Here is a 12419-nt window from a genome sequence, read left to right as displayed (position 1 = left end):
TGCATACAGTGAGCGTAGCCACCGTCCAATCGTCCCTTGATGTCAAAGACCAGGTCAGTGCCGCGGAATGGCAGACTCGGGTCGATCTCGCCGCCTGCTATCGACTGGTGGCGTTGCATGGCTGGGACGACCTGATCTTCACCCACATCTCGGCCAAGGTCCCCGGCACCGAAGACTTCCTGATCAACCCGTTCGGGTTGATGTTCCATGAGATCACTGCCTCGAGCCTGGTCAAAGTCGATCAGGCCGGCAACAAGCTCATGGACAGTCCCTACGAAATCAATCCCGCCGGTTACACCATCCACAGCGCCGTGCACGAAGTGCGGCACGATGTGGTTTGTGTGCTGCACACCCACACCGCGTCCGGTGTGGCTGTTTCAGCGCAAAAGCAGGGCGTGTTGCCGATCAGTCAGCAGTCGCTGTTCGTGCTGTCGAGCCTGGCCTATCACGCCTATGAAGGCGTGGCGCTGAATCACGAAGAGAAGGCGCGCTTGCAGGCGGACCTTGGCGACAACAATTTCCTGATGCTGCACAACCACGGGTTGCTGACCTGTGGCGGCACCATCGCCGACACTTTTCTGATGATGTTCACCTTCCAGCGCGCCTGCGATATTCAGGTCATGGCGCAAACCGGCGGTGCTGAACTGATCGCCATCGAACCGCAGATCCTCGCGGGCGCCAAGGCGATGATCGCCGGTGTGACCAAAAGCGCCCAAGGCATGGGCGGCGCGCTGGCCTGGCCGGCGCTGCTGCGCAAACTCGATAAACAAGACCCCGGATATAAACTCTGATGCCTCTTGCCGAGATTCCTCTGTGTGTCTGGCGCAAACGCAGCCGGACGTTTGTCTTTCGCGGCCAGTCGATCCGTTACTGGACGGCGGGGCAGGGTGAGCCGCTGCTGCTGATCCATGGCTTCCCGACGGCCAGTTGGGACTGGCACTACCTGTGGCAGCCGCTGGCTCAGCGTTATCGGGTGATCGCCTGTGACATGCTCGGTTTCGGGGATTCGGCCAAACCGTTGAATCACCGCTACAGTCTGCTGGAACAGGCCGACCTGCAACAGGCGCTGCTGGCGCATCTTCAGATCGAGCAAGCGGTGCATGTGCTGGCTCACGATTACGGTGACAGCGTTGCCCAGGAACTGCTTGCCCGGCATTACGAACAGCGCATCGAGGTGGCCAGTTGTGTCTTTCTCAATGGCGGGCTGTTTCCGGAAACCCATCGTCCGGTGCTGATGCAAAAGCTGTTGCTCAGTCCGCTGGGCTGGATGATCGGGCGGGCGTTCACCCGTGATGCACTGGTGAAAGGTTTCCGGCAGATCTTCGGTCCGCAGACCGGCCCCAGTGAAAGTGAACTGGATGATTTCTGGAGCCTGATCGAGACCCATCGCGGGCCGCGCATCCTGCACAAACTGATCGGCTACATCCCCGAGCGCCGCGTGCAGCGCGACCGCTGGGTGACGGCCATGCAGCGCGATGAAGTGCCGTTGCGGGTGATTGATGGCGAAGTTGACCCGGTCTCCGGTGCGCACATGGTCGAGCGTTACCGCGAGCTGATTGCCGATGCCGACACCGTGCTGTTGCCGGGCATCGGCCACTATCCGCAGATCGAAGCGCCGGTGCAGGTGCTCAAGCATTACCTGGCGTTTCGTGAGCGCCTGGAGTTGCCACCGCGCAAGGTGGCGTGTTCCTGAAAGATCAAAAGATCGCAGCCTGCGGCAGCTCCTGCACAAATTAATGCAGGAGCTGCCGCAAGCTGCGATCTTTTGATCTTTTGACGCCCTCATCATCCCCCACCCTTATCGCGCACTATTCAGCCGCAGCCGTATTCGTTGTGACCCAAAGCCTTGTGCCTGACACTCGGAATCAATACTGGCCTGCTGGAGTTCCTGCGATGAATGAGTCCGTACGTTTCGAAGATAAAGTCGTGATCGTCACCGGAGCCGGTGGTGGCCTGGGGCGGGCGCACGCGTTGCTGTTCGCCCGGCATGGTGCCAAAGTGCTGGTCAACGACCTCGGCGGCTCGACCCAGGGTGAAGGTGCCAACGCCTCCGCCGCCGACCGTGTGGTGGCGGAGATTCGCGAAGCCGGCGGCATCGCCGAGGCCAACCATGACTCGGTGACCGACGGCGACAAACTGGTGCAGAACGCCCTCGACGCCTTTGGCCGTGTCGACGTGGTGGTGAACAACGCCGGGATTCTGCGTGACAAGACCTTTCACAAGATGGACGACGCCGACTGGGATCTGGTCTATCGCGTCCATGTCGAAGGCGCCTACAAAGTGACCCGCGCCGCCTGGCCGCACATGCGTGAGCAAAACTACGGTCGGGTGATCTTCACGGCTTCGACCTCAGGCATCTACGGCAACTTCGGCCAGTCCAACTACGGCATGGCCAAACTCGGCCTCTACGGCTTGACCCGTACCCTGGCCATCGAAGGTCGCAAGAACAATATTCTGGTCAACGCCATCGCGCCTACCGGCGGCACGCGCATGACCGAGGGCCTGATCCCGCCGCAAGTGTTCGAGCAGCTGAAACCGGAACTGGTCAGCCCGCTGGTGGTGTACCTGTCCAGTGAACAGTGCCAGGAAACGTCCGGCCTGTTTGAAGTCGGTGGCGGCTGGATGGGCAAGGTGCGCTGGGAACGCAGCCTCGGTGCCGGGTTCGATCCACGCAGCGGTTTCTCGCCGGAAGATGTCGCGGCGCACTGGCAGCAGATCTGCGATTTCGAAGGCGCGGCGCATCCGAATGACAACATTGAAGCGCTGAAGGAAATGATGGCGAACTTGCAGAAGTATTCGCTGTGACGTGTGTCATGCGCGACAAATGACCGATCTCGTCGGTAAAACCCTTGCCCATAAAAAAGGCCGCTGCAAACGCAGCGGCCAAGGTAAGACGTTGGATCAAGGAGCTACAAATCAACGTCAGTGAACACCGGGGCGATCAATCGAAGCATCGACTCATCTGAAATCGGTCAGCGATGGCGCGAGTTGCTCAGCAGCCAGGGCTGGGTGCTTTGCGGCGTGTGTCGTGAAAGCCCGCTCAGAATAAGCACTTGAGGCCGAAGGAAAAATAGCGATTCCGGACATGCACTGTTACGGGGCATGCAACAGTCGAATCCGGCTACGCCATTGGGTCACTGAAGGGATTGTGGCTGTTGCTTCAAGGGCGCAGGTCGTCGGCCTGATAGCCCATGCGCCAACTCACGGCGCGTGCCGCAGCCAGCAGTCGCCGGGCGGCCGGGCCGTTTTCATCCGCGTGGAACAGCGAAGTCGGGCCGACGATGGTCAGCACCGCGGCGATCTGCCCGACAGCGTTGAACACCGGCGCCGACAACGCGTCCACACCTGGCATCAACAAGCCGTGAACATGATGCAGACCGCGCTCGCGGATCTGCTCGCACAAACCGCTGTAGGCATTTTGATCGGCCAGTGGATGGCCGGCGACGGCGATTTCCTGCTCGCGCAACTCATCGGTTTCCCGATGCGGCAGAAAGGCACTGAACACCAGCCCGGTGGACGAACTGAGCAGCGGCAACACCGAGCCCAACTGCGTCACCACCGTCACTGCGCGCACTGCCGGTTCGATGTGCACCACGGTCGCGCCCTGATTGCCCCACACCGCCAGAAAACAGGTTTCATTCAGTTCGTCGCGCAACTCGGACAGGGGCAGGGCGGCGACTTTCAGCACGTCCATACTGTTCAGGGCTGCCAGGCCCACGCGCAACGCTTCGCGGCCGAGTCCATAGTGGTTGGTGGCGGCGTTCTGCTCGGCGAAACCACTGGCGATCAGTGCCTGAAGATAACGGTGCACCTTGCTCGCCGGCATCTGCACATGTTCGGCCAGACGCGACAGTGAGGTGGAGGGCGATAACTCGGCCAACGCCTTGAGGATGTCGGTGCCGACCTCGGCGGAGCGGACTTTCTGTTTGCCGTTGCTGTCGCTGGTTTTTTCCATGGTGCGGCCGGGATCCGAAAACGAATGGGCGTCTTTATAGCTTGACGCTGGATAGCGAGCAAATTACGTTATGCGTAATCGAATTACGATAATAACAACCCCGGCGTGCGCAAAGCTCCGAGCCAGAGCGATGGGCCACTGCCGACTCCCTGTTCAGGAGGCTCCATGAACCTCGATTCAAACGCGTCGGAGCTGGTTTATCAGTCCGGTTTCGGCAACGAATTCAGCAGTGAAGCGTTGCCCGGCGCCTTGCCCATCGGCCAGAACTCTCCGCAAAAAGCCCCGTACGGCCTCTATACCGAATTGCTCTCCGGCACTGCGTTCACCATGACCCGCAGTGAAGCGCGGCGCACCTGGATGTACCGGATTCAGCCGTCGGCCAATCACCCGGCGTTCGTCAAACTGGAGCGGCAACTGGCCGGCGGCCCGTTGGGTGAGGTGACCCCCAATCGCTTGCGCTGGAACCCGCTACAGATCCCGGCCGAGCCGACTGATTTCATCGACGGTCTGGTCGGCATGGTGGCGAACTCGGCAGCGGAAAAACCGGCCGGCATCAGCATCTATAACTATGTCGCCAACCGCTCGATGGAGCGGGTGTTCTACAACGCCGACGGCGAACTGCTGCTGGTACCGCAACTGGGGCGGTTGCGCATTGCCACCGAACTCGGTGTGCTCGAAGTCGCGCCGCTGGAAATCGCCGTGCTGCCGCGCGGTCTGAAATTCCGCGTCGAGTTGCTTGATCCGCAAGCGCGCGGTTACGTCGCCGAGAACCACGGCGCGCCGCTGCGCCTGCCGGATCTGGGGCCGATCGGCAGTAACGGCCTGGCCAATCCACGGGACTTCCTTGCACCGGTCGCCGCCTACGAAAACCTGCAGCAGCCGACGACGCTGGTGCAGAAGTTCCTCGGCCAGTTGTGGGGCACCGAGCTCAATCATTCGCCGCTGAACGTGGTCGCCTGGCACGGCAACAACGTGCCGTACAAATATGATCTGCGCCGTTTCAACACCATCGGCACCGTGAGTTTCGATCACCCGGATCCGTCGATCTTCACCGTGCTGACCTCGCCGACCAGCGTGCACGGTCTGGCCAACCTCGATTTCGTGATCTTCCCGCCACGCTGGATGGTCGCCGAGAACACCTTCCGTCCACCGTGGTTCCATCGCAACCTGATGAACGAATTCATGGGCCTGATCCAGGGCGAATACGACGCCAAGGCTGAAGGCTTCGTGCCCGGTGGTGCCTCGCTGCACAGCTGCATGAGCGCCCACGGCCCGGATGGCGAAACCTGCACCAAAGCGATCAACGCCGACCTCAAGCCAGCGAAGATCGACAACACCATGGCCTTCATGTTCGAGACCAGTCAGGTGCTGCGCCCAAGCCGCTTCGCCCTCGACTGCCCGCAACTGCAATCCAACTACGACGCCTGCTGGGCCACGCTGCCCGCCACGTTCGACCCGACCCGGAGATAACCCATGACTCAGACTTCCATCACCCGCAGCTGGGTTGCTTCGGCCAATGGCCACGCGGATTTCCCGCTGCAGAACCTGCCGCTGGGCGTGTTCAGCACTGGCGGCTCGGCACCGCGCGCGGGCGTGGCGATCGGTGAACATATTTTCGATCTGCAAGTGGCGCTTGAAGCCGGTCTGTTCGACGACGTGGCACGCAGCGCGGTTGAAGCGATGCACGGCGGCCTGCTGAACGCCTTCTTCGACCTCGGTCGCGAAGCCCGCGTAGCCTTGCGCAGCCGTTTGCTGGAATTGTTCAGCGAGGGCAGCAGCCATCGCGGCGCCATCGAGGCCCAGGGCGCAAAACTGCTGCCACTGGCGGCCGATTGCCAGATGCACCTGCCGGCGCGCATCAGCGATTACACCGACTTCTACGTGGGCATCGAGCACGCGCAGAACGTCGGCAAACTGTTCCGTCCGGACAACCCGCTGCTGCCCAACTACAAGCACGTGCCGATCGGTTATCACGGTCGCGCCTCTACGGTTCGCGCCTCCGGTACCGACGTGCGCCGCCCGAAAGGCCAGACCCTGCCGGCCGGTGCGAGCGAGCCGACCTTCGGCCCTTGCGCCCGACTGGACTACGAACTGGAACTGGGCATCTGGATCGGTCAGGGCAACGAAATGGGCGAGCCGATTGCGATCGGTGACGCCTCCGAACACATCGCCGGTTTCTGCCTGCTCAATGACTGGTCGGCCCGCGATATCCAGGCCTGGGAGTACCAGCCGCTGGGCCCGTTCCTCTCCAAGAGTTTCATCACCAGTGTCTCGCCATGGGTGGTGACCGCCGAAGCGCTGGAGCCATTCCGCACGGCGCAACCTGCGCGCCCGGAAGGCGATCCGCAGCCGCTGCCCTATCTGTTCGACAAGCGTGATCAGGATGGCGGTGCTTTCGACATCGAACTGGAAGTGCTGCTGCTCACCGAAGCCATGCGCGAACAGAATCTGCCGGCCCATCGCCTGACCCTGAGCAACACTCGCTACATGTACTGGACCGTCGCACAAATGGTCGCGCACCACAGCGTCAACGGTTGCCAGTTGCAGGCCGGTGACCTGTTCGGTTCGGGCACCTTGTCCGGTCCGCAAAGCGGTCAGTTCGGCAGCCTGCTGGAAATCACCGAGGGCGGTAAAAAGCCGATCGAACTGGCCTCCGGCGAAGTGCGCAAATTCCTCGAAGACGGCGACGAAATCATCCTGCGCGCGCGTTGCACCCGAGACGGTTTTGCCTCGATCGGCTTCGGCGAATGCCGTGGCAAAGTGCTGGCGGCGCGCTGACAGGAGCGGGTCATGGATCTCTATACCTATTACCGCTCGACCTCGTCATACCGGGTACGTATCGCCCTGGCGCTGAAAGGGCTCGACTACACCGCGCTGCCGGTCAACCTGATCGCGCCGTCCGGGGGCGAGCATCGGCAGGCGGCGTATCTGGCGATCAATCCGCAGGGGCGGGTGCCGGCCCTGCGTACCGATGACGGCGAGTTGCTGATTCAGTCGCCGGCGATCATCGAGTACCTGGAAGAACGTTATCCGCAGCTGCCATTGCTGCCCGAAGACCTCGCTGCCCGCGCTCATGTGCGCGGCGTCGCGGCGGTGATCGGTTGCGACGTGCATCCGCTGCACAACGTCAGCGTGCTCAATCGTCTGCGTCAGCTGGGCCACGAAGAGCCGCAGGTGGTGGAGTGGATCGCGCACTGGATCAGTCAGGGGCTGGCGACTGTCGAGCAGTTGATCGGTGACAGCGGTTTCTGTTTCGGTGAGTGGCCGTGCGTGGCGGATGTCTATCTGATTCCGCAGTTGTATGCGGCCGAGCGCTTCGGTGTTTCGCTGCAGGCTTACCCGCGGATTTGTCGGGTGGCGGCGCTGGCGGCTGAGCATCCGGCGTTCATCAAGGCGCATCCGGCCAATCAACCGGATACCCCTTAAAGCGCCACACTGCCCACTGTAGGGGTGAGCCTGCTCGCGATGGCGGAGTGTCAGATACGGGGATGTTGACTGACACACCGCTATCGCGAGCAGGCTCACTCCTACAAGGGATCAGCGCCGTACACAAAAATCATAAAAACAAAACAGGTACCTTGCGATGCACAACCAGATTGCCAGCTTCCGCGCAGCACTCGACGCCCGTCCTGTGTCCCGCTATCAGTGGTTGCTCCTGATCCTGCTCGCCTTGTTGCTGGTCACCGACGGTTATGACGCCCAGGTGCTCGGTTACGTGGTGCCGGCCCTGGCTCAGGATTGGGGGCTGGAGAAAGCCGCGTTCGGGCCGGTTTTCAGCGCCAACCTGTTGGGTCTGACCCTCGGTTCTCTTGCGGTGACGCCGCTGGCCGATCGCTTCGGCGTACGGCGAATCCTGCTCGCCTGCGTGCTGATCTACGCCAGCCTGACGGTGCTGATGGTGTTCGCCGACTCGCTGAATACCCTGATGATCGCGCGCTTCATCTGCGGCATCGGCATGGGTGGGGCGATGCCGAGTGCCATGGCCCTGATGTCGGAATACTCACCGCCGCGTCTGCGCACCTTGATGGTGACGCTGGCGGCTTGTGGGTTTTCGTTTGGCGGTGCGGCGGGTGGTTTTGTTGCTGCGGGCTTCATCGATCGCTTTGGCTGGCAAGCGGTGTTCCTCGCCGGTGGTGTCACGCCGTTGCTGCTGTTCCCGTTCCTGTGGTGGATGCTGCCGGAATCGCTGCCGCGTCTGCTGCGCGATGCAGCGCCCTATGCGCGCCTGCGCAAAGTCACCGCGCGAATGCTGCCGGACTGGCAACCGCCGGCCGCGTCCGTCGAACAGAACGAGCGCGAGCAGGGCAGCAAATTGACCGTGGTCGAGCTGTTCCGCAACGGTTATGCACGACCGACCCTGCTGATCTGGGCGACGTTTTTTGTCAGCCTGATTCTGTTGTATTTCATGATCAGCTGGCTGCCGACGCTGTTGCTGGAAAGCGGTCTGAAACTCAACGAAGCCAACCTGGTGACCTCGATGTTCCTGTTCGCCGGCACCTTGGGCGCGGTGTGCATGGCGTGGTTCGCCGATCGCCTGAAACGCAAGGTGCGGCTACTCTGCGCAGTGTTGGCCGGGGCGGCGCTGTGCACGATTCTGTTGGGTTTGAACCACGACAATCCACGTTATCTGGTGGCCTGCGTGTTTGCCGCCGGGTTCTGCATCATCGGTGGGCAACTGACGCTGAACGCCTTCGCCAGTAATTTCTACCCGGCGCATGTGCGGGCCACGGGCACTGGCTGGGCGTTGGGGGTAGGGCGCTTCGGTTCGATCCTCGGGCCGCTGTTCGGCAGCATGTTGCTGGCGATGCACATTCCGGTGACGCAGATTTTCTTCTTCTGCGCGATTCCGGCAGTCATTGCGGCGCTGTTGATCATCCAGGTGCGCTCGCCTTCCGATTTCGTTCCGGTTGTTGGAAATGCAGAGGCTGTAAAAACCTGAAGAGCAAAAGATCGCAACCTGCGGCAGCTCCTACATTGAAATACATGCCCCTGTAGGAGCTGCCGCAGGCTCGGGCCGCGTTCGGACGATCTTTGCTTTTCAATGAACAACGGAATTGGGTGGCAGATGCCCAAGCCGTTCAGTCAGACGCAATCGCTGGATCGGATCGTCGCTGAGCAGCAGCGCATGTTCCAGATCGAAGCGCTCGGCGTTCGGGCAATCGAGCCGTTGATACAGGCTGGCGCGGGCCAGATAATCGGCGGCGCTGGCACCGCCCAGTTCCAGCACGCGTTCGGCATCGATCAGCGCGGCGATGTAATCCTCATGGGCCAGATGCAACTGCCGCAGGTTGCGTGACAGGCGCTGGAGCATCTGCTCTGGGCTGGCGGTGACCAGATGGTCGGCATTGAGTTTGAGGTGCGCGCCGTACTGACGCTGCAACAACTCGCGACAATCATTGGGATACAGCCGCCGACCACCGCAGGGATCCAGCAGGTGATCAGCACCGGGCACCCGCAGCAGGAAATGCCCGGGAAAGTTCACCCCGACCAGCGGAATCTCCAGACCACGCGCCAGTTCCAGAGCAATCAAGGACAGGCTCAGCGGTTGGCCGCGACGGGTCTGTAACACTTTGTCCAACAACGCGACCTGCGGGCGCAGCGGCAGAAAATCGTCCTGAGAAAAGCCCAGATCATTCATCCGCCGCAGCAACGGCTGCGCCAGTTCGCTGACCGGCAGCATCGGCAAGCCGTAGCTGACGCGCTGTTGCAGCTCCTTGAAATCTTGTTGCAGCGCTTCGACATCCAGGCTTTTTTCGTGCTCGGCAGCCATCCACAACGCCGCTTCGAACAGCGCGGGCGGTGAACGGTGCAGACACTCGAAAAAACGTTGGCGCGGGCTCATCGAAATCTCCGGGGAATGCCTCGTTTTAGCCCCGTCCGCGCCATTCGTCCAGTACCGGCCAGGTTATGCCGCAAAGTCGCCGTCGAAGCGGGCGCTTATTCCGGTGCGCTTCAGCAATTTTTGGGCGCAAGCCTATACTGGCGTCTACCAGAAGTGATTCGGGAGCCTGCCGATGTTCGCTCTCATGCAAAGCACTCGCCTGGAATCGCTGCACCTCAGCGTTGACCCGGTCACCGGGTTGAAGGCGGTCATTGCCATTCATAACAGTCGCCTCGGGCCTGCCCTGGGCGGTTGCCGTTATCTTGCCTATCCCAACGACGAATCCGCGGTCGAGGATGCCATTCGCCTCGCGCAGGGCATGAGCTACAAGGCGGCCCTGGCCGGGCTCGATCAGGGCGGCGGGGTGGCGGTGATCGTGCGCCCGGCGCATGTGGAAAACCGCGCGGCGCTGTTCGAGGCATTTGGCCGTTGCATCGAGCAGCTCGACGGTCGCTACATCACCGCCATCGACAGCGGCACTTCGGTGGCGGACATGGATTGCATCGCCCAGCAGACCCAGCATGTCACCAGCACCACCTCGGCGGGCGACCCGGCGCCGCACGCGGCGATGGGCGTGTTCACCGGAATTCGTGCCACCGCTATGGCGCGGCTGGGCAGCGACAATCTTGAAGGCTTGCGCGTGGCGATTCAGGGCTTGGGCAACGTCGGTTATGCACTGGCCGAGCAGCTACACGCGGCAGGCGCCGAATTGCTGGTCAGCGACATCGACCACGGCAAGGTGCAACTGGCGATGGAGCAACTCAACGCGCATCCGATCGCCAACGACGCCTTGCTCAGTACACCCTGCGACATCCTTGCGCCGTGCGGCCTCGGCGGGGTGCTCAACAGTCACACGGTGACGCAACTGCGCTGCTCGGCGGTGGCCGGTTCAGCGAACAATCAACTGACGCATCTGGACGTGGCCGACCAGCTGGAGCGGCGTGGGATCCTCTATGCGCCGGATTACGTGATCAATGCGGGCGGTTTGATTTATGTCTCGCTCAAACATCGCGGCGAAGAGCTGGGGACGATTACTGCGCACCTGTCGAAGATCAGTTCGCGACTGACCGAGGTGTTTGCCCATGCGCAAGCCGAGAAGCGCTCGCCGGCGCGGGTGGCGGATGAGTTGGCGGAGAAAGTCCTGTATCGCTGAAAAGCAAAAGATCGTCCGAACGCGGCCCGAGCCTGCGGCAGCTCCTACAATTGGGAATGCGTATTCCCTGTAGGAGCTGCCGCAGGCTCGGGCCGCGTACGGACGATCTTTTAATGGGTCAGTGATTACTTGGCAGCTTTCGCCGCTTTTGCCGGTTTGACCGGTGCTTCATCGGATTCTGCCGAGCCAGTCTCTTCAGCCACGGGCTCGGCCGGTGCATTGATCAGCTCCGACAGCGCATCAGGCTGGCTCTTGAAAGCCTTGGCGAACACATCGCGGTTCTTCGCCATGTAGATCCCGACTTCTTCAACCTGTTGCTCGTTCAGCGACGGCACGGCTTTTTGCAACACTTCGGACAGCATCTCTGCCAGTTCGAGCATTTTGTCATGACGGTCAGCTTCGGCTTTATCCATGAACAAGCGCTCCAGATCTCGGCTGCTGCGGTATACCACTTCGACGGCCATTCACCACCTCACATGCCTTCACATTTAGTTGTCTTAGCGACTACTGTATCTATATACAGCGAAAAGGATAAGCGAATCCCTGCGCTTTGGGTAGCGGCTTTTCACTGTAGACCGGATTCGGCAGTTTTTCTGACCCTGGCCCTCAAGCAAAACGACCCGCACAGGTCGGGTCGTTGGTTTTTTTGATTTCAGAACTTGCCGCTGGCGTAACCGCCATCGATGGGCATGATCACACCCGTGACGTAAGCGGATTGATCGCTGAGCAGCCAGAGCACCGCGTTGGCCACTTCGTCCGCAGTGCCGAAGCGTTTCATCGAAGTCACGTTGATTTTGCGCTGGGTGTTTTCCGGTGCGGCTTTCAGGCGTGCCTCGCTGTTCATGCCGCCGAGAATCGGCCCCGGGGCGACCGCATTGACGCGAATGCAGCCGCCGTCTTCCAGCCGCGCATTTTCGATCGACGCCACCTGGGTCATGCCGTTGATCGCCTGCTTGCTGGCGACATAGGCCACCTGGCCGCCAATCGGTACCACACCTGCGCAGGACGAGGTGTTGACGATCGCCCCGGTGCCGCGGCCCAGCATCAGTTGCAGCTCATGACGCATGCAGTGGTAGGTGCCGTTGACGTTGATGTTCATCACCTTCATCCAGTCATCCGGGCACGATTGTGCGAGCGCTCCGTACTTGGCGGTCACGCCGGCATTGTTGAACGCGCAATCGAGGCGGTTGTAGACCGAACGAATGGTCGCGAACGCCTGTTCGACCTGCGCCGGGTCACCGACATCGCAGGCGATGAAGCGGCAGTGCTCACCCAGTCGATCGGCCAGCGCCGCGCCTTTTTCTTCGTCCCGGCCGAACACGATCACATCGGCGCCGGCCTTGATCAGGCGTTCGCTGACGGTCTCGCCGATGCCGCTGGTGCCGCCGGTGACCAGGCACACTTTTCCCAGAAAATCGTACATATGTCGC

General features: G+C 61.4%; 11 protein-coding genes and 1 pseudogene. 8 read left to right on the top strand and 4 right to left on the bottom strand.

Going from position 1 to position 12419, the window contains the following annotated elements:
• Positions 1–8 precede the first annotated feature (8 nt).
• The 3 genes from BW33_RS06110 (at position 9) to BW33_RS06100 (ending at position 2805) form a co-directional block, all read left to right on the top strand.
• A complete protein-coding gene (locus BW33_RS06110) occupies positions 9–791 on the top strand; it encodes a class II aldolase/adducin family protein (protein ID WP_047597799.1) in 783 nt (260 codons plus the stop codon).
• A complete protein-coding gene (locus BW33_RS06105; protein WP_047597797.1) occupies positions 791–1693 on the top strand; it encodes an alpha/beta fold hydrolase in 903 nt (300 codons plus the stop codon). The genes BW33_RS06110 and BW33_RS06105 overlap by 1 nt, the downstream gene beginning before the upstream one ends.
• Positions 1694–1893: 200 nt before the next feature.
• Positions 1894–2805: an SDR family oxidoreductase gene (locus tag BW33_RS06100; protein WP_047597794.1), complete on the top strand. Its 912-nt coding sequence runs from the start codon at positions 1894–1896 to the stop codon at positions 2803–2805.
• Positions 2806–3160: 355 nt separating this feature from the next.
• Here the strand turns inward: BW33_RS06100 and BW33_RS06095 are convergent, their stop codons facing one another.
• Positions 3161–3955: an IclR family transcriptional regulator gene (locus tag BW33_RS06095; protein WP_047597792.1), complete on the bottom strand. Its 795-nt coding sequence runs from the start codon at positions 3953–3955 to the stop codon at positions 3161–3163.
• A gap of 165 nt (positions 3956–4120) precedes the next feature.
• Between BW33_RS06095 and hmgA the strand changes: the two genes are divergently transcribed.
• From hmgA to BW33_RS06075, 4 genes are all read left to right on the top strand, one after another.
• A complete protein-coding gene (gene hmgA, locus BW33_RS06090; RefSeq protein WP_047597790.1) occupies positions 4121–5425 on the top strand; it encodes a homogentisate 1,2-dioxygenase in 1305 nt (434 codons plus the stop codon).
• Between the two features lie 3 nt (positions 5426–5428).
• The gene (gene fahA / locus BW33_RS06085; RefSeq protein ID WP_047597789.1) at positions 5429–6733 is read left to right on the top strand and encodes a fumarylacetoacetase; all 1305 of its coding nucleotides are present in this window, start codon (positions 5429–5431) and stop codon (positions 6731–6733) included.
• 12 nt (positions 6734–6745) lie between these two features.
• A complete protein-coding gene (gene maiA / locus BW33_RS06080; RefSeq protein WP_047597787.1) occupies positions 6746–7381 on the top strand; it encodes a maleylacetoacetate isomerase in 636 nt (211 codons plus the stop codon).
• A gap of 157 nt (positions 7382–7538) precedes the next feature.
• Entirely contained in the window at positions 7539–8894 is a 1356-nt protein-coding gene (locus tag BW33_RS06075) for an MFS transporter (RefSeq protein WP_047597786.1), read from the top strand.
• Between the two features lie 99 nt (positions 8895–8993).
• On the opposite strand, the gene BW33_RS06070 is transcribed toward BW33_RS06075, so the two are convergent.
• Positions 8994–9797, bottom strand: coding sequence for a SirB1 family protein (locus BW33_RS06070; RefSeq protein ID WP_047597784.1), 804 nt, complete (start codon positions 9795–9797; stop codon positions 8994–8996).
• A gap of 172 nt (positions 9798–9969) precedes the next feature.
• On the opposite strand from BW33_RS06070, the gene BW33_RS06065 reads away from it, so the two are divergent.
• The gene (locus BW33_RS06065) at positions 9970–10989 is read left to right on the top strand and encodes a Glu/Leu/Phe/Val dehydrogenase family protein (RefSeq protein ID WP_047597781.1); all 1020 of its coding nucleotides are present in this window, start codon (positions 9970–9972) and stop codon (positions 10987–10989) included.
• A gap of 209 nt (positions 10990–11198) precedes the next feature.
• Here BW33_RS06065 and BW33_RS06060 read toward each other — a convergent pair.
• Positions 11199–11453, bottom strand: a pseudogene (locus BW33_RS06060) (YebG family protein); the annotation flags it as partial.
• A 188-nt stretch (positions 11454–11641) separates the two neighbouring features.
• Entirely contained in the window at positions 11642–12412 is a 771-nt protein-coding gene (locus BW33_RS06055; RefSeq protein ID WP_047597777.1) for an SDR family NAD(P)-dependent oxidoreductase, read from the bottom strand.
• Positions 12413–12419: the final 7 nt, after the last annotated feature.

The organism is Pseudomonas sp. RIT288, from assembly GCF_000631985.1.
Classification (GTDB): domain Bacteria; phylum Pseudomonadota; class Gammaproteobacteria; order Pseudomonadales; family Pseudomonadaceae; genus Aquipseudomonas.
This window is presented reverse-complemented; position numbering and strand designations above follow the sequence as displayed.

What these genes read in the sequence shown, in the direction of transcription:
- BW33_RS06105 (WP_047597797.1), top strand. Translation starts at nt 791, where the DNA reads ATGCCTCTTGCCGAGATTCCTCTGTGTGTCTGGCGCAAACGCAGCCGG.
- BW33_RS06100 (WP_047597794.1), top strand. Translation starts at nt 1,894, where the DNA reads ATGAATGAGTCCGTACGTTTCGAAGATAAAGTCGTGATCGTCACCGGA.
- BW33_RS06095 (WP_047597792.1), bottom strand. Translation starts at nt 3,955, where the DNA reads ATGGAAAAAACCAGCGACAGCAACGGCAAACAGAAAGTCCGCTCCGCC.
- hmgA (WP_047597790.1), top strand. Translation starts at nt 4,121, where the DNA reads ATGAACCTCGATTCAAACGCGTCGGAGCTGGTTTATCAGTCCGGTTTC.
- fahA (WP_047597789.1), top strand. Translation starts at nt 5,429, where the DNA reads ATGACTCAGACTTCCATCACCCGCAGCTGGGTTGCTTCGGCCAATGGC.
- maiA (WP_047597787.1), top strand. Translation starts at nt 6,746, where the DNA reads ATGGATCTCTATACCTATTACCGCTCGACCTCGTCATACCGGGTACGT.
- BW33_RS06075 (WP_047597786.1), top strand. Translation starts at nt 7,539, where the DNA reads ATGCACAACCAGATTGCCAGCTTCCGCGCAGCACTCGACGCCCGTCCT.
- BW33_RS06070 (WP_047597784.1), bottom strand. Translation starts at nt 9,797, where the DNA reads ATGAGCCCGCGCCAACGTTTTTTCGAGTGTCTGCACCGTTCACCGCCC.
- BW33_RS06065 (WP_047597781.1), top strand. Translation starts at nt 9,970, where the DNA reads ATGTTCGCTCTCATGCAAAGCACTCGCCTGGAATCGCTGCACCTCAGC.
- BW33_RS06055 (WP_047597777.1), bottom strand. Translation starts at nt 12,412, where the DNA reads ATGTACGATTTTCTGGGAAAAGTGTGCCTGGTCACCGGCGGCACCAGC.